The organism is Rhodohalobacter sp. (assembly GCF_034521535.1).
Lineage (GTDB): Bacteria > Bacteroidota > Rhodothermia > Balneolales > Balneolaceae > Rhodohalobacter.
Window position 1 is genome coordinate 57,620 of sequence record NZ_JAXHMF010000005.1, and the last position, 15,443, is coordinate 73,062.

Genomic DNA, 15,443 nt, shown 5'->3' on the forward strand with positions numbered 1-15,443 from the left:
ATGCTTCCCTCTGCATTAGTTTCAGCCAGCGTCTGCAGCAGCGTATCATTCAAGAAAGGTGAAAACGGGCTCATCTCAGTTCCCGGAAACAGGAAAGCTGGGGAGGTTCAAATGGTATAGGAAAGGGTTTGTGGAGAGTAGTAATTTTTAACCTCCCCATTGAAGCGTATAGAACTATCACCCAAAATAATTTCGGAAGTAGCAAAGGAAAGCGAATCAAGGTTTCCCGCTCCTTCGATGGTGCCGATTAGGTTCGTATTCAGATATCCCAAAGTTTGCGGAATAACCGATGAAACCAGTTGTGGAGTCAGGGAAATTTGATCTATCAAATAACTATAACTGGCGGTTTCTAATTGACGCTGAATGTTGCCTTTCAAAAAGTCCAGTGCCGTCCACTTCGCCGTTAAAACGTATCGTTGAGTTCTCATGACTTACGGTGAGGGCATTTACCTCAAAGAAGCGTTCATCGTTGTAGATCTGGCCATAGGCCTCAAGTTGCCTGATATCCAATTCAGGGACATCAAACTGCAACTCATCAATATCCAGAAAGCGCTGCTCATCGGTGAGTTCCACGAACATGGTCATGTTCAGATTCCGGATCGCTATGCTATCGGGTGAATTATCAGATGTATTTAAAATGCGTATAGTCCCGTTGTTGACCTGAAAAGAGGGCGCAATGATCTGAAATCCCAAACCTTCGTTTTTATGTATAGCGGAAGAGTCAGCGCCGGCTGATTTCTCCTCAGCCGGAGATTCGAAGGAAGGCTTTCTCAATTGAAAATGAGGAGTCGGGATTAACGTGGACATCCGGAGAGGCAATTTTAACAGAATGAATAAACAGCCTGTTTTGCAGAAGTGACCATACATCCACCCTTGCAACAATGGCTTCTGTTTGAAATACCGGTTTGTAGATCTTTTTGTCAGGGTAGATCCTGACATCTTTCATTTCTACATTCAATGGGAGTAATCCACCAAGATTACCGATACTGATAACTCCCTGATATTGTGCAGAGAACTGATCTTCAAGCTGTTCTGCCACATAATTTTTTACGGGTTGAAGTTGCATCACCCCAAACACCGTGCCGGAAATAATAGCCAAGAGAAAGTACCAGAACCCCAATAAAGGTCCAGAATATATTCCAGGATTTATATAACCAGCGAACGTATGCCACTATTTAAAAATATTTAGGGTGTGCTGCCAGGCTGTTTGTACAAAGCTGTTTTCTGCAACTTCATAAACATAAGCAAGGCCGGGCTTTTTAAGAAGCACCAGCCGAATGCGGCCGTCTTTTACTTTCTTGTCATACTTCATCATTTCCACCAACTCGGCTGGGGATTTTCTGATCGTAGCCAAATCAAAATCATACAACGATTTAAACTGCAATAAATTGGCAAGGTCCACCTTTGCTCCCAAATGATTTGAAGCATGAACAGCTGCGATCATTCCGGCATACACGGCCTCGCCATGGGAAAACCGTTTGTATCGGCCTTCCTTTTCCAGAACGTGACCAAAAGTATGCCCAAAATTCAGAATAGCTCTTTTGCCTGATTCCAACACATCTTCAGCCACAACATCTACTTTGATCTGTGCACTTTTTTGTATGAAGCGGCAACCAGGAATCGCCGTCCATAAATCGATCTTCATCTAATAACGTTTGGATCTCTCCAAGCATTTCAGGCGCCTCTATCATTCCGTATTTAAGCACTTCGCTGAGTCCGTTTACCCACTCTTTTTGGGGAGCGTTTGCAGATAATGGACATCGGCAAAAACCGCCTCAGGCTGATAGAAACTCCCGATCAGGTTTTTCCCGGTAGAATGGTTGATGCCCGTTTTCCCCCAATGGAGCTGTCCACCATGGCAAGCAGTGTGGTTGGAATATGCACCAATGGAATTCCGCCGCAAGGCCGTAGCCGCCACAAATCCGGACAGATCACCGGTAACACCTCCGCCTATTGCAAAAAGCGGAGTTTGCCGCTCGGCACCATTTCTCAACACAAAATCGAGCGCTTCCTGGTAGACCGCAATATCTCTTAGCCTGCTCGCCACGCGGAATTTCAAAGATGTGAAGTTCCTGAAATTTCTTGCTCAATACCGTTTCAAAATGTTGCCTGTGATGCTCTAACACAAAGGCGTCCACCAAAACAAAAGCCTTTTTGGATGTGTACTTGTAGATATACATCTTCCAGCTCTTTGGAAAGATCGTTTCCAAAGTGAAGCTCATATTCATTTTGAGTCAGATGTTACTACGGAAATAGTATCAGACATGACGGGAAATTTTCTGTATCGCTTTTTGTGCTGCCTTTGCAGCAGATAAGGACGATGTATTTACACTAACCTGCGCTTGTTTATAATATTTTTCACGACTTAAATATAAGGCTTTCAGCTCGTCATACAGAGTCTGTTTTGATTTAATTTTTCCGTCCGAATCCCATAAAATCGGCCTTTGGTCGTTGCAGGCTACGCGTTCTACGATCTCATCAAACGGAGTATCAATAAACACCAATATGCCGTAAATCTTCAGGTGATCCACAATGCGTTGATTTTGAAGGGCTCCCCCTCCCAGAGAGATCACCCCTTTGTGGTTTCGGTCAATTCCAGTAAATACTGCCATTCTTTTTCACGGAAATATGCTTCGCCCTTATCCTCAAAAATTTGGTTGATCGATTTCCCCTCCTTTTCTACGATAACATCATCCAGATCCACAAAAGGCAGCTCCAGTTGCTCAGCAATCATCCGCCCGATCGTGCTTTTTCCTGAGGCCATAAAGCCACTGATGAAAATACTTCCCTTAAACTTTTTTACGCGCTCCTCATTCATACCGATGGCTTTTTGGGGGTTACCATTTCCACATCTTCCTTATCAACCACCACCGCTCCGGGCGAAGATCCTTTGGGCTTACGCACGTATTTCTTTTGGTGATGATAACCGGAGCCAGTTTTCATTCCTTTTGCTTTCGAGTTGAAAGCTGCATACGAAGCCGCCTCCAGCAGAACAGATTTGGGCGGCATATCTTTCATTGCCCATTCTTATAACCAAATGCGATCCCGGAACGCCCGGTGCATGCATCCACACATCTTCTTTGTGGGCTTTTTGAACAAGCACATCATTGCTCTTCGCATTCTTCCCTATCCACACCGAGTAGCCCTGCACTTTCAATGTGTGAAACGGCAGCGAATCTTCACTATCAGAGGAACCACCCTGATCGCGATAGGGCGCAAGTTCATCCTCAAACTCTTCTTCCCAGTCCTTGAATTCCCATAAGTTGGTGATCGATTCCGCCTCCTCCAGCAGTTTTTCGGCCTTCTCTTTCTCGGCTTCCATTTCAGGGATGCGTTTTATGGCTTCCTCATACGAACGCTCAGCGCCTGAACTTTTTTTGTAATACCGCTGCGCATTTCCGGCTATATCCAGATCTCGTTCCAGCGGAATGGTCACTTTTTCTTGCTCGCTATAGAGGTCATCCACTTCAATTTCCTCGACATTGACATCTCCCAGGTGAGCATTTGCCATCAGGATATGTCCCCATTGTTCGTACTTTTCAGCCCGTTCCAGTCCCTTATCCGCCTGATCCAGGTTTTTAAGCCCCGATTCCAGTCTTTTGATCTTCCGCTTCAGACTTTTCAGCAGGGATGATTTCCGCTGCTTCAGTCGCTGATTTCTCGAATAGGTTTTATATCGATATAGAATGAGATGATTTACGTTCTCAAACTCCTTCTCAGTTGCTATTGGGAGTATATCTTCGGAAAACAACGTCACCTCTCCATTTTCCAGCAGCCTTGGGTACGGCGAATCTTCGAGCTCCTCGCATACTTTTTTCACCCAATCCTGAAGTTCATCCACTGAGTAATCATCAAGTCCGTAATGCTCTATCAGCTCCGGAATATTCTGCCGGGGAAACATCGCATTGATGGCAACCATCTTGTTCTTGGTACTTTTTCGGCTGATATCTTCTTCAACCTTGTACACATTCAGTTCTTGGGGTGATGGTGGTTCTGCCCCCTTTTCATCATACTCCTTAAAAACAGCTTTGATCTTATCGTCCTTCACCCAAAACACATTGGCACGATTGCTGAACATTCTAAAATACAAGGTAGAATCATCTTCAAAATGCAGATACAACCAGCGATCGGTTTCAGGAATACTCACTCCGGTAATTTGCTTTCCATATAATTCTTCAAAAAAGTCAATGGTGTTGCTTTTCTTGGCCCCCCTGTAATTGTCAACATAGAGGGCGATATTGCCGGGAGCCGAACTATAACATAATCTGTAACTATCTGATTTTGTTTTAATAAAAAACTCGATATAGTTCTTATACGGACTTACCGCTTGTTCTATATGACCGTCAATAAACTTGTTTTTAAGGGTCTTATTTAGATATATTAATTCGTAATAATTCATTGAAAAACAGAGGGGAATTTAAAGATTTCATGCATTATCCAATCTTCACGTCTATTGTTAATACTGTAGAATCACAATTAGGAAAGAGAGGTATAGATACGAATAAATTCAGGACGTGGGAAGATAACAAGATTCACGCAACAGGTTTGGAATTAATAATCAACCTGGATGAGGTTTCGGACTTTATGCATTCACTTTCCATTAATTTTGACTGGGACAGTTTCCGCGAAACCTCTATGGCCAAAGAACTGGATGGCATGGAGAGCCATCCTTTCCTAAAAATTGAAACCCTCACCAAATCGGCCGTAAAACCTACTATTGATGTTGAAATAAGCTGGCTTTTTGATGTTGACCTTTGTCAGCCCAAAGTATCTGGCGAAAACGGTAATTATCGTGTTGAACAAGCAAGCCGTTGGATGGAATCGATCAGTAATAAAGTAAATGATCTACTGAAAGACGATGACATCATCACCCGCTGGCATATCGAAATTGACGGGGATGAAAACGGACGGTACCTCTCGGCCATCAACCTGATCTCTTATTTTCAGTACGAACTCACCTCACCCAAAAGCCTGAATGACGTAAAGCACATTGTAAGCCGGAAACTCCATGACCTCTTATTTAAGGCCAATAAAGTGATCTTTCTTTCTGATGAGATCCTGGAAGAGTCGGTGGCGGCTTAAATACCAATTGTACGCCTCTAAAAAAACCACCTCGAACTCCATCTGACCGATCGCCGGTCTGATGGATGGCTAAAGCTTCGGTGTTTAAATTCAACTCAACGGTCAGACGGACTTAGAGCCGTCAGACCGAGATGCTAAAAAGCCCAATTTGTTAAAAGTCAGGCTTTTATTCATTTAAATTGCAAATCTGATTTTTTAGTCGTACTTGTAAAACCCTTCCCCGGTTTTGTTGCCGAGTTTGCCGGCATCAACCATTTTAACCAACAAAGGAGCGGGACGGTATTTTGGATCTTTAAAGCCTTCATAGAGTACGTTCAGAATATCGAGGCACACATCCAGGCCAATGAAATCAGCCAGTCTCAGCGGTCCCATGGGATGCGCCATCCCAGCTTCATCACTTCATCCACATTTTCGGGAGTGGCCACGCCTTCCCCCACGCAGAAAATAGCTTCGTTGATCATCGGCATGAGCACGCGGTTGCTGACAAAGCCGGGAGCATCATTTACCGGAACAGGAGCTTTGTTGAGGTTTTTAGCCGTTTCTTCGATTACAGAATAGGTCTCGTCATCGGTTTCCAGTCCGCGTACAATTTCAACCAACTTCATAACCGGTACCGGGTTGAAGAAATGCATCCCAATAAATTTTTCCGGTCGGGAGGTAAGTGCCGCAAGCTTGGTTATGGAAATAGAAGAAGTGTTTGAACCGAAGATTGCATGATCCGGAGCGGCTTCATCAACCTGCTGCCACACGTTTTCTTGATGTCCAGATTTTCAGGAACGGCTTCAACTACCAGATCCACATCTTTCACTCCTTCCGATAGATTCAGAAATATGTTTATGGCTGTCCAGCGTGTCTGAATCCTCTTTGCCTCATCGATCTTTTCTTTCTTCACCATCCGGTCCAAATTCTTCTCGATGGTTGACAGCGCGCGATCCGCAAATTCTTGTTTGGTCTCGATCAGGTTCACAGGTATTCCACTCATGGCAAATACATGAGCAATGCCATTTCCCATCGTTCCGCCGCCAATTACAGCCACTTTTTTTACGTCCATTTTTATGATGGTTATTTTGAGATTATGAATTGTTATCAGATTAGGGGTTTTGGAAGCGTTTTTCAAGCCGATTGAGGTGGTTTTTACAGTTATTTTGGCTGCTTATTTTCTTAGCCACTAAACACAAATTTATTGTTGTACAGGCAAATCGCCAGATGCTCAAATAGCTTAAAACTCAAAGCGTAGATTAGCTGTAACGCCTCTTTGGCCAAATTGATTTACATACGAAAAGCTGGCCTCGGGTAGGTTTTTGCCCATATCACGAGCCTTCACAAAAGCACTTATACCACTCACCAATCGGTTTACCACCATCAGAGAAACCAGGGTTGGGAGCTGACTTCGGTTTCCATCTACCTGTTCCCTTGCATCCCGATATTGATTTCGGAGATCTGAACTTTCCCAACTCCATCTAAGCTCGGGAGTATCTTCGTACAATCGATTCCAGTTTCGGGTTCTGAGCTGCGCCTGATTGTATTCCTCAAGATTGTCATAATTGCCAATGGCGATCAGATAATCCCGGGATTTGTTGGAGAGATCGGTTCCGGCTTTACTTTGAGCCAGGGTATAAAAATCATTTTCTAAGGTATTCGCCCGGGCATCCAATCCGAAGTAAGAAAGCACCAGCACGGCCTCTCCCGCCAGGTGATATTTTCCACGATTCCAGTCCGTTTTATCCGCATAATAATGACCCCAGCCCGGCATCACCAAAGAGCGTAAAAAAGCGCCCCGCGGCGAAGGTATATTATCTTGTGTCTGGGCTACAGTAATGAGCTAGGGAACAAACTTATAAGTGTAATCACCATTAGTTTTTGAACATTCAATATCCTACTTCCAACATCTAATTTTGAATTTATTCTCTTTCCAAATTTGCTCACATCAGTTATCATATTGAATATTTGTAAGTTGGATGTTCGATGTTCCTTATTCGGTGTTCTTCTTCCGCTCTCTTCCCCAATGTCGGAAAATGGAGATGCTAAATCCAATCATTAACATAAACGTACCGGCCCACACCACCGATATAAATGGTTTTTCATCAGCTACAATCAGAACCCATTCCGGCTCGTATTCTTCTTCAAGTCCCGTTACGGTAATTTCAATACTGTTTTCCTGCGGGTTGATCTGTGTGAACTGGAATTCAAGATCAAATTCCCGGGCAAAAGACGGCGGAGAAAAATATATAGCTCTGTCCGTTTTCGGAATACACTGCAAACAATGGATTTAACGTAACAATACGATCACTTGCGGGATGAATGAGTTCCACTTCAGCCCGAACGCCGATGGATGTATTCGGCGGTAACTCCGTACTGTCCGTTCGCATGTAGTTCACAAATCGGATGGTATAATTTCCAACATCAATGCTTTCTCCCGGGGTGAAATTGAAAGACTGGATCTTTATCTTCCTCAGAAGTCGTGTCCTGATCAGCCACATTCTGCATTGGGGAATTCATGTTTGAAGCACGGTCATTTTGTTCCTGCACGTAAGAACTTCCTCCCACATACAGATAGATATCACTCAGAATTCCGGTTCGAACATCCGGGTCCACCGACCATTGAATATTCTCTGCTGTTGAAGAAGTCAGCATGGGATACACTTCCGGCTTCATATAAAATGGCTTCCCGCCATCTACCGGCTCAAATTTGATCTGATATGTTTGCTGTCCCCGCCGGACCGTATTATCCAGCTCATAGCCTTCATAAGTGACCATATACCGATCATCAACGAGCACGGGTTCATTCAGGTTCAGCATCAGCATTTCTTCAAGCTGTGTTACTTTAAATCCCTGTTCATCAGTCACTTCACCTTGCTTTACGGCCTCATTATACTGCGCTGTTTTTTGATCCACTAACGGACTGTTGTAAGCCGAGGAAGCCAAAATTCCAACCAGTAACATTCCAAAACCTACGTGATTCAAAGCCCCACCGATCAATTTGGGCTTTTGTCTAACAAGGCGGAAAAGCACCCATCCATTTCCGAACGATGGCGAAAAATCCGCAGAACAAATATACCATGTAGTAAAGTTTCGGACATCACCCAAAATAATAGCAAGAATAGTGACGGTACTTGTAACCAGAAGTGGGTTGATGAGATCTGAGGCCAGTGATTCTGCGTCGTATTTTTTCCAGAACAGATACTGCCCAAGGACTGTAAATATGGCCATGATCATAGCAATGGGCATGCTCCAGTTGTTGTAAAAGCTAATTTCCGGAGGGGTTGGATTTTCAACAAATAAGCGTCCCAGGATGGGTGAACTTGTTCCAAGAATGATCACAAGACCAAGAATCAATAAGAGCACAGCCCCGGAAACCGTCATAAATTCACGACTCAGGATTTTAGATTCTTTATCGGGGATGGCAGTTCTTTATATCTCCAGAAAAAGAGTCCCAGTCCCACCAGGGTGACCACCAGCATAAAGGCAACCAGCTGATTGTACAGCCCGAGATCCACAAAACTGTGTACAGATGAACTCCCCAGAATTCCCGAGCGAGTTAAAAAGGTTTCGTACACCACAAAAACGTACGCAAGAATGGCAAACAGGATTGAGGATTTCTGTGCCACCGAACTTTTGCGCTGAATGATCATGGTGTGAATGCCGGCTGTGCCGATCAGCCATGGAACCAATGAAGCATTTTCAACAGGATCCCAGGCCCAATATCCCCCAAATGAAAGGGTGACATATGCCCAATATCCTCCCAGAAAAATGGCGGTGAGCAGCGCCACATTTGCACTTAAAGTCCACGGTAAAGCAGGACTGATCCATTCGTTATATTTTTGCTTCCAGAGTGCGGCCATGGCAAAGCAATATGGAATGGTCATCATGGCAAAACCGATGAAGAGCACCGGTGGGTGAATCATCATCCAGGGGCTTTTGAGGAGATCGTTCAACCCACTTCCGTCCGATGGCACAAAATCGGGATTGGTTTGCAGAAACGGCGCATTGGGCATTTCCTGGGCAATGGTACGGAATGGTGAAGCGCCTAATTTCAACCCAAAAATATCCCAGCCCAGCAGCATGGAAAGGAGGAACACCTGCGTCATCGTTAAAAAGAAAAGTACTGGGGCTTTGTACGGCGATCGTGTCCATTTCATCAACCCAAAACCGAGAAATGCCGAAAATAGGATCCACAGCATGAAGCTTCCCTCCTGTCCGCCATAAAATGCTGAAAAGAGGTATCTCGGGGTCAGATCCAGGCTGGTATAATTGAACACATAATAATACTGGAACTGATGCTGAAAAATCAGGTAGATCAGAATTCCGGAGGCAGCCACAAGGAACATTGTTTTAGCTGCAAACAACCAGTTTCCAATGCGAAGTGTTTTCTCCTGATCGCGATTGGCGGAATAGAAGTAAAAGATTAAAGCAAGCAATGCCGTGGCAAAAGAGGCGGAGATCAGAATTTTACCAAGAATACCTAACATAAATTATCGGATCAAAAAGGGTTTAGTGAGGGAAACAGAAAGTGAGTGTTGTCAATATTGGTTTCCAAAGTTTTACTTTCCACAATCAAATGCTTTCAGATATCTACCGAAGCAGAAAATACGTCAAAGCTGATCATCAATAACTCGATGATGCAGCAGCTTCGGTGAATTGACCTGGATCGGTATCGTTGTATTTGGATGGACATTTCATGAGCATTTCGCTGGCGTAAAAAGTGTCGCCACGCATTTCTCCGATGACCACCAACTGATCGGCATCTTCAAAATTATTGGGCTTAGGTTTGGGATACACCACTTTTCGGGATTCGCCCGCTTCGTCTATCATGTGAAAGGTGAAGCGTTTGGTTTCGAGGGAGAATTCGGCTCCTTTTTCTTCATCCCAGATTCCCGGAATGTGTGCGTTGGTTCGCTCGCCGGCTTGTTCAAATGTGGTGTACGTACTGATACTTTCGCCGAAATTGTACATCAGCAGCGAGGTAAATCCCACGATGGCTACAATTCCAATGATTAACTTTGGCTTCATGCTTCTTCTTGTTTGGATTGAATTTGGTCTTCGAGTTTACTCACTTTCGGTCCACGCGGAAAAGGAAGAACAGGAGTACAAGCCATATAATGAGACTCACTCCCAGCACTACGTAAATAAGTTCGTTTGATGACATAAATTGTATAAATGCTCCCGCCTCTTCTGCTCCGTTGGCACCGGCCCATTCATCGGAATAAGCCTGAGTCAGCGTATCAACGGCGGCGAGTGAATCTTCTTGCATTAAATTCTGAATTTTTTTGTGGATGAAAAATTTACGAATTCTCAATGTCGAATTGAACCTTTTTGTAGCGATGCACTACATCATAGATCCAGATGCCAAGTGCTATAAAACCTACAAAGGCCGGATATAGAATATAACGCAATTCAGCGGCTGTAATCTCACTAAAAGCAGGATTTCCATCGGCTCCTGGATGCAGGCTTGTTAATTGTCTCGGAACCACATACAGCAAAAACGGAATAGTTGTGGCTGCAAAAATATTGTAAACTGCCGCGAGTTTTGCGCGTTTCTCCTGATCATCAAAAGCGGAACGGAGCACGAAATAAGCCACATAGATCATCATGGCCAGCGCGGCGAGATTCATTTTGGGTTCGGCAAAGGTCCACCATGAACCCCAGGTGAATCGCGCCCACAGCGAGCCGGTTAAAAGTCCGCATATTCCAAAAGCCACTCCCACACTTGCTGCCGGAAGAGGCTTTTATATCAAACGCAGAATTGGGATCATTCAAATACCTGATGCTATACCAAAAGCTGATGATGAACAGCGCAAACATCGTCATCCACATAGGAACGTGGAAAAAGATATTCCGGGCCGTTTGTTCAAGAATGGGGATGAATGGAATGTGAATCAAAAAGCCGGCGGCAATCACGATCGTCATTCCAACAGCAACAACGTATTTCCAGGGTTTCAAGAGTTCATGAATTTTGTTAACTATAGCTACGTTTAAAAAGTAAAAGATACAAAAAAGCCCTCGATTTTTTAGGGATATAATCTGTAAAATCTGTTATGACAAGCACCAAACGTTCCATCACGCTAACTCCTTCCTGGAAAGCATTTTTCTGGCAGTATGCACTCGGTATTTTGCTTACTCCTGTCCTCATCGGAATCTACATTTTATGGCGAACACGCAAGACACATGCGAGCATCCGCTACAAAATATCGGACCAAAAGATCACTGTTGTGGATGGACACATTTCCCAGAATATTGATCTGGTTGATATCCGTAAGGCCATTTCCGGCGAAACACAATTTGGTGTGGGGCCGGTTACCATCAGAACCTCGGGGCGCGAAATTGAGCTGGTTGGACTCGAAAATCCCGCACAAATTGCCCGTTCCATCGAGAAGGCAGTGGAAGCAGAGCTAAAAAGACTGGAAGCTCAGAAACAGACAAAACCCCGCGAAACAAAATATGGGCCGGGAGAAATGGACCGACTCGATTACCTTACCGGACTCTGGCAGCAAGGACTCATCAGCAATGAAGATTTTGATAAGGAGCAACAGAAATTCAAAAAGGATTAGAGTCAAAATAATGGTGTCCTATCAATTTGCTAATCATCCTGCTTTTAGTGATCAATTAGATCTTGTTTTATCTGACAGATAGTATCCACTACTTTTTCTCGCAGAGGCTCGCTGATTCAATCGCAGAGTTTCGCTGATAACTATTTGTACAATTTTTCTACCAATTCGCATAAACCTTTTCTATTCTGAACCATGATTTTCTTTTTTAGGATAAGCAGGATGATGTTACAAATCCTAAAAATCTTGGTTCAAAGCTATTGGACAAAAATATTAATTCCATCACCCGGCTCTCATGGAAGTCCACTTTTCATTCCTCCCGAACTGAGCCGAATGATGGAGTAGTCGCAAAATTCATCATTCCGTTTCCCAAAAACTTTGATTTGATGTGTTACCGAAGAGAAACGAGGTGATGTATAAAGCCTGCACTACTTCTCGGTCCGACCGATAACCGTCTGCCCGTTTGCTTGATTCCAGTAACCAAGCCTCATCCATCGATCAAACGCGCAATGCGTCAGATCAAGGTCGGAATTTCATCATGCATATTACCTGAGTTTGAGATACAATTAGCTCCACTACCATTGGCAGATATGTTTTTTGCATTCCATAATGTTGTCATTAGAAAATACTGCTCATCGTCCGACGACTACAGCTCGTCCGACGATTGGACACGGGTACGAAAGTTCTATAAGCCCGAAATTTCAACCTGATAGCCCTTTCCATTCGTCGGACCACTTCTTTGTATTGCAGCTTAACTTTGTTTTGGGGATGGGGTTGCTGGTTCAGTAACACGGAGTCTTTTCAGTGGTCGGACGAGGGCTTGTTTTTTTAAAATCATGCTCAAGAGAAGGCAACTTCAGAGATCTTATCTCGAACTCACATTATTTAGCAGTGTTTTACAACTAAATCCCTTTTCTTATCAGCCATTCTATAACTGCAATTATTATTTATGAAGCTATTCTCTATTATTTCCCGTTTACTCCTGACCTCCCTGTTTCTTGTGATGATATCACAGTCAGTCAACGCGCAGGCGAACTTTGAAGCCGCTGAGCGATTTACCGGCGAGCGCATGCAAAACCTGATCGGCGATACCGGCGTGTATCCCCGCTGGATCGAAGACACCAATACGTTTTGGTACGAATTTGAAAACCGCGAAGGCACAAACTGGTATTTCGTGGATGCTGAGCGACCCACCCAACGCGAACTTTTTGACCGTGAAAATGTAGCGGCACAGCTTTCTGAAACGTTCGAGCGCCCATTCAATCACCTCGATCTTGACCTCAACGACTTTGAATACGATACCGACAAAGAACGGTTCACCTTTCATGTTGACAGCATCGAGTTCACCTACAACCTGAATGGAAATGATCTTGTAAAAGGAGATTCCCTGAAGGAGGAAGAAGGAGAAGGATGGGCAACCTACTCCCCCGACAGTACATGGATCGCTTTTGCCAAAGAGCACAACTTGTATTTGATGCGTTCTGATGATCCCGACAGCACCGAGATTCAGCTGACCGAAGATGGCGAGCGATGGTTCAGCTACCAGGCCGATCAGGGTGATACCACTTCCAACGAGCGACTTCGGTCCCGTGCCAACTTTTTTGATGATGAGACTAAGCTTTATGTGCAGCGAACCGATAACCGCGAAGTTGAAGAACTTTGGGTGATCAATTCTCTCGGCGAACGCCCTACCCTTGAGACCTATAAATATTCCATGCCGGGGGAAGATGAAATCGGGATCGACCACGTAGAAGTTTTTGATATTGAAAGCCGCGAGCGCATTATCATGGATACCGAAAAGTGGGAAGATCAGGACTTGAGAGCCAATTTTGGAGATCATCAAACCGGAGATTACCGTGCGAATAGTTCAGATAATTTGTACATCTATCGCGAAAACCGAACTTCTGATAAAGTGGATATCCTGATCGGGAATACGGAAACCGGTGAGACGGACGTTTTATTGAGCGAGACAAGTGAACCTCTATTTCAACTGGAGTTTTCAGTACCTGGGTATTATTAATAACGGTGAAGAATATTTGTGGTGGAGCGAGCGCACCGGCTGGGGACAGCTTTATCGCTATGACTCCGAAGGAAATCTAAGAACCGGATCACACAAGGCAATTTTGTAGTTGGTGATGTGGTGAAGATCGATACCGCCCGGCAGACTATTTTCTTTGAGGGCTACGGTCGTGATGGTGATCACCCCTACTACGAGCATTTATACAGCGTCAAATTTGACGGATCCAATTTCCGTCACCTCACCCCCGAAAATGCCGATCACAGTATTTCCGAATCTGACGAGGGTAACTATTTCGTGGATAATTTCTCCCGCGTGAATATGCCTACCCGTTCCGTGCTTCGTGATGGGAACGGCAAGATCATCCTCGACCTTCAGCAGGTGGATATGAGTCCCGCCGAAGAAATTGGGTGGAAAGCACCTGAAGAATTCAAGATCAAAGCTGCTGATGGTGCAACCGATCTCTACGGGGTGATGTGGAAACCCTTTGATTTCGATTCCACCAAATCGTATCCCATTATTTCCTATGTATATCCCGGCCCTCAAACCGAGCCTTTTCCCACCAGCTTTTCGTTAACAGGCTACACCGGTCGAAATCAGGCTCTTTCACAGCTTGGATTTGTGGTAGTAGCTTTTGGTCAGCGAGGCGGAAGTCCGGTTCGCTCCCGATATTATCACACCTATGGCTACGACAATTTGCGCGATTATCCGCTGATGGATAACAAATATGGCATCGAGCAGTTGGCTTCCCGACATTCATTTATAGATCAAAATAAAGTGGGAATATTTGGACATTCCGGCGGTGGATTTATGAGTACGGCTGCCCTTCTCTCCTATCCTGATTTTTATGATGTAGCCGTCGCAAGCGCCGGAAATCATGACAACAACGTGTACAATACCTGGTGGAGTGAGACACATCATGGCGTGACGGAAAATCGCAAGACCGTAAAAGAAATGAATGAAGACAGCGTGGAAGTGGAGCGCGAGGAAATCACTTTTGAATCCAAAATAAAGACCAATGCGGAGCTGGCTGAAAACCTGAAAGGACATTTATTGCTGGTTCACGGAGATGTAGATAACAATGTGCATCCCGCCAACACCATTCGCCTGGCTGATGCCCTCATCAAAGCCGGCAAGCGTTTTGATATGATGATGCTCCCCGGCCGCCGACATGGATTTGGTCCTTACCAACCCTATTTCGAGCGACAAAAATGGTATTACTTTTCCCAGCATCTTTTGGGTGATTACCGTACCAACGTAGATTTCAATCTGCCCTGAAAGACTCTGGATTAAAGGCTCAGAAATAAAGTATTGCAATAATCTAAGTTTGAAATAGAGATCTCCCAAGTCGTTGTAGCTCCTGAGCACTTTCAACTTATAATTAAATCAGAATAGATTCTGCGAAGGGTTTTAAAACTCCGCGAAAATCAGCGCTTCATCCGCGAAACTCTGCGTGAAATTATCTTTTACTACATACCCACTTTCTTTCTCGCTCATGTTCGCGGAGTTAGGCGCTGAGTTCCGCAGATTGACTACACGATCTGCCCATTCAACATCATCTCTAATTTACAAGTGTCGGACAAGCTGTCCGACACTACTTAGGACCAAAACCCTAAACTGGTTCAAGCGTCCGCTTGGACCTTTTTTATTTAGGCACTATTTGTTTGAAGCAAATGCAGCAGTAGCGCGTCTTCCAGAGTCGCGTGTATGGAAGCTGAATAAAATGGCGTGAGTTTGTGGTACTGAAGTTGTCATCCTTGTGACAGCTAAGGGTGATTTTATCTCGGGCTCACTAAAAC

17 protein-coding genes and 3 pseudogenes are annotated in these 15,443 nt (G+C 44.5%); 5 read left to right on the plus strand and 15 right to left on the minus strand.

What is annotated here, in order from left to right:
* Nucleotides 1–107: 107 nt before the first annotated feature.
* The 7 genes and pseudogenes from U5K35_RS06765 to U5K35_RS06795 all read right to left on the minus strand — a co-directional run bounded on the left by U5K35_RS06765 (nt 108) and on the right by U5K35_RS06795 (nt 4,399).
* Nucleotides 108–329: a hypothetical protein gene (locus tag U5K35_RS06765; RefSeq protein WP_322570709.1), complete on the minus strand. Its 222-nt coding sequence runs from the start codon at nt 327–329 to the stop codon at nt 108–110.
* 4 nt (nt 330–333) lie between these two features.
* A complete protein-coding gene (locus U5K35_RS06770; RefSeq protein ID WP_322570710.1) occupies nt 334–807 on the minus strand; it encodes a hypothetical protein in 474 nt (157 codons plus the stop codon).
* Nucleotides 743–1,099, minus strand: a complete 357-nt coding sequence (locus U5K35_RS06775; RefSeq protein ID WP_322570711.1) for a hypothetical protein — start codon at nt 1,097–1,099, stop codon at nt 743–745. Before U5K35_RS06775 ends, U5K35_RS06770 begins: the two co-directional genes overlap by 65 nt.
* A 72-nt stretch (nt 1,100–1,171) precedes the next feature.
* Nucleotides 1,172–1,645: a hypothetical protein gene (locus tag U5K35_RS19580; RefSeq protein ID WP_416221593.1), complete on the minus strand. Its 474-nt coding sequence runs from the start codon at nt 1,643–1,645 to the stop codon at nt 1,172–1,174.
* Between the two features lie 152 nt (nt 1,646–1,797).
* On the minus strand, nt 1,798–1,944 hold the full coding sequence (locus tag U5K35_RS19585; protein ID WP_416221594.1) for a hypothetical protein: 147 nt from the start codon (nt 1,942–1,944) through the stop codon (nt 1,798–1,800).
* 314 nt (nt 1,945–2,258) lie between these two features.
* Nucleotides 2,259–2,818: pseudogene (locus U5K35_RS19590) on the minus strand (shikimate kinase).
* 78 nt (nt 2,819–2,896) lie between these two features.
* Nucleotides 2,897–4,399 carry an NFACT family protein gene (locus U5K35_RS06795; protein ID WP_322570714.1) on the minus strand — a complete coding sequence of 501 codons (1,503 nt, stop codon included), beginning with the start codon at nt 4,397–4,399 and terminating at the stop codon, nt 2,897–2,899.
* 29 nt (nt 4,400–4,428) lie between these two features.
* Here U5K35_RS06795 and U5K35_RS06800 point away from each other — a divergent pair, with 29 nt between their 5' ends.
* Nucleotides 4,429–5,082 carry a hypothetical protein gene (locus U5K35_RS06800; RefSeq protein ID WP_322570715.1) on the plus strand — a complete coding sequence of 218 codons (654 nt, stop codon included), beginning with the start codon at nt 4,429–4,431 and terminating at the stop codon, nt 5,080–5,082.
* A 195-nt stretch (nt 5,083–5,277) separates the two neighbouring features.
* On the opposite strand, the pseudogene U5K35_RS19595 reads toward U5K35_RS06800, so the two are convergent.
* From U5K35_RS19595 to ccsA (U5K35_RS06850), 8 genes and pseudogenes are all read right to left on the minus strand, one after another.
* A pseudogene (locus U5K35_RS19595) lies at nt 5,278–6,133 on the minus strand (3-hydroxyacyl-CoA dehydrogenase family protein).
* A 168-nt stretch (nt 6,134–6,301) separates the two neighbouring features.
* Nucleotides 6,302–6,838, minus strand: a complete 537-nt coding sequence (locus tag U5K35_RS06820; protein WP_322570719.1) for a hypothetical protein — start codon at nt 6,836–6,838, stop codon at nt 6,302–6,304.
* 216 nt (nt 6,839–7,054) lie between these two features.
* Entirely contained in the window at nt 7,055–7,342 is a 288-nt protein-coding gene (locus U5K35_RS06825) for a hypothetical protein (RefSeq protein ID WP_322570720.1), read from the minus strand.
* Between the two features lie 143 nt (nt 7,343–7,485).
* Nucleotides 7,486–8,445, minus strand: a complete 960-nt coding sequence (locus U5K35_RS06830; protein WP_322570721.1) for a cytochrome c-type biogenesis CcmF C-terminal domain-containing protein — start codon at nt 8,443–8,445, stop codon at nt 7,486–7,488.
* Between the two features lie 11 nt (nt 8,446–8,456).
* Nucleotides 8,457–9,551 (minus strand): cytochrome c biogenesis protein CcsA, encoded by a 1,095-nt coding sequence (ccsA, locus tag U5K35_RS06835; protein ID WP_322570722.1) that lies wholly within the window; start codon nt 9,549–9,551, stop codon nt 8,457–8,459.
* A gap of 136 nt (nt 9,552–9,687) precedes the next feature.
* A complete protein-coding gene (locus U5K35_RS06840; protein WP_322570723.1) occupies nt 9,688–10,092 on the minus strand; it encodes a cytochrome c maturation protein CcmE in 405 nt (134 codons plus the stop codon).
* Between the two features lie 40 nt (nt 10,093–10,132).
* A complete protein-coding gene (locus U5K35_RS06845) occupies nt 10,133–10,333 on the minus strand; it encodes a CcmD family protein (protein ID WP_322570724.1) in 201 nt (66 codons plus the stop codon).
* A gap of 31 nt (nt 10,334–10,364) precedes the next feature.
* The gene (gene ccsA, locus U5K35_RS06850; protein WP_322570725.1) at nt 10,365–10,787 is read right to left on the minus strand and encodes a cytochrome c biogenesis protein CcsA; all 423 of its coding nucleotides are present in this window, start codon (nt 10,785–10,787) and stop codon (nt 10,365–10,367) included.
* Between ccsA (U5K35_RS06850) and U5K35_RS06855 the strand changes: the two genes are divergently transcribed.
* From U5K35_RS06855 to U5K35_RS06870, 4 genes and pseudogenes are all read left to right on the plus strand, one after another.
* Nucleotides 10,696–11,058, plus strand: a complete 363-nt coding sequence (locus U5K35_RS06855) for a hypothetical protein (RefSeq protein WP_322571771.1) — start codon at nt 10,696–10,698, stop codon at nt 11,056–11,058. The genes ccsA (U5K35_RS06850) and U5K35_RS06855 overlap by 92 nt on opposite strands.
* Nucleotides 11,059–11,117: 59 nt before the next feature.
* A complete protein-coding gene (locus U5K35_RS06860; RefSeq protein ID WP_322570726.1) occupies nt 11,118–11,630 on the plus strand; it encodes a hypothetical protein in 513 nt (170 codons plus the stop codon).
* 1,066 nt (nt 11,631–12,696) lie between these two features.
* Nucleotides 12,697–13,959: pseudogene (locus U5K35_RS06865) on the plus strand (DPP IV N-terminal domain-containing protein); the annotation flags it as partial.
* A gap of 159 nt (nt 13,960–14,118) precedes the next feature.
* Nucleotides 14,119–14,922, plus strand: coding sequence for an alpha/beta hydrolase family protein (locus tag U5K35_RS06870; protein ID WP_322571746.1), 804 nt, complete (start codon nt 14,119–14,121; stop codon nt 14,920–14,922).
* The last annotated feature ends 521 nt before the right edge of the window (nt 14,923–15,443 follow it).

Excerpts from the sequence above, each read along its gene's own strand:
- U5K35_RS06795 (WP_322570714.1), bottom strand. The coding sequence starts at position 4,399 with ATGAATTATTACGAATTAATATATCTAAATAAGACCCTTAAAAACAAG.
- U5K35_RS06770 (WP_322570710.1), bottom strand. The coding sequence starts at position 807 with ATGTCCACGTTAATCCCGACTCCTCATTTTCAATTGAGAAAGCCTTCC.
- U5K35_RS06870 (WP_322571746.1), top strand. The coding sequence starts at position 14,119 with ATGTGGAAACCCTTTGATTTCGATTCCACCAAATCGTATCCCATTATT.
- U5K35_RS06840 (WP_322570723.1), bottom strand. The coding sequence starts at position 10,092 with ATGAAGCCAAAGTTAATCATTGGAATTGTAGCCATCGTGGGATTTACC.
- U5K35_RS06830 (WP_322570721.1), bottom strand. The coding sequence starts at position 8,445 with ATGACGGTTTCCGGGGCTGTGCTCTTATTGATTCTTGGTCTTGTGATC.
- ccsA (WP_322570722.1), bottom strand. The coding sequence starts at position 9,551 with ATGTTAGGTATTCTTGGTAAAATTCTGATCTCCGCCTCTTTTGCCACG.
- U5K35_RS06860 (WP_322570726.1), top strand. The coding sequence starts at position 11,118 with ATGACAAGCACCAAACGTTCCATCACGCTAACTCCTTCCTGGAAAGCA.
- U5K35_RS19580 (WP_416221593.1), bottom strand. The coding sequence starts at position 1,645 with ATGAAGATCGATTTATGGACGGCGATTCCTGGTTGCCGCTTCATACAA.
- U5K35_RS06800 (WP_322570715.1), top strand. The coding sequence starts at position 4,429 with ATGCATTATCCAATCTTCACGTCTATTGTTAATACTGTAGAATCACAA.
- U5K35_RS06845 (WP_322570724.1), bottom strand. The coding sequence starts at position 10,333 with ATGCAAGAAGATTCACTCGCCGCCGTTGATACGCTGACTCAGGCTTAT.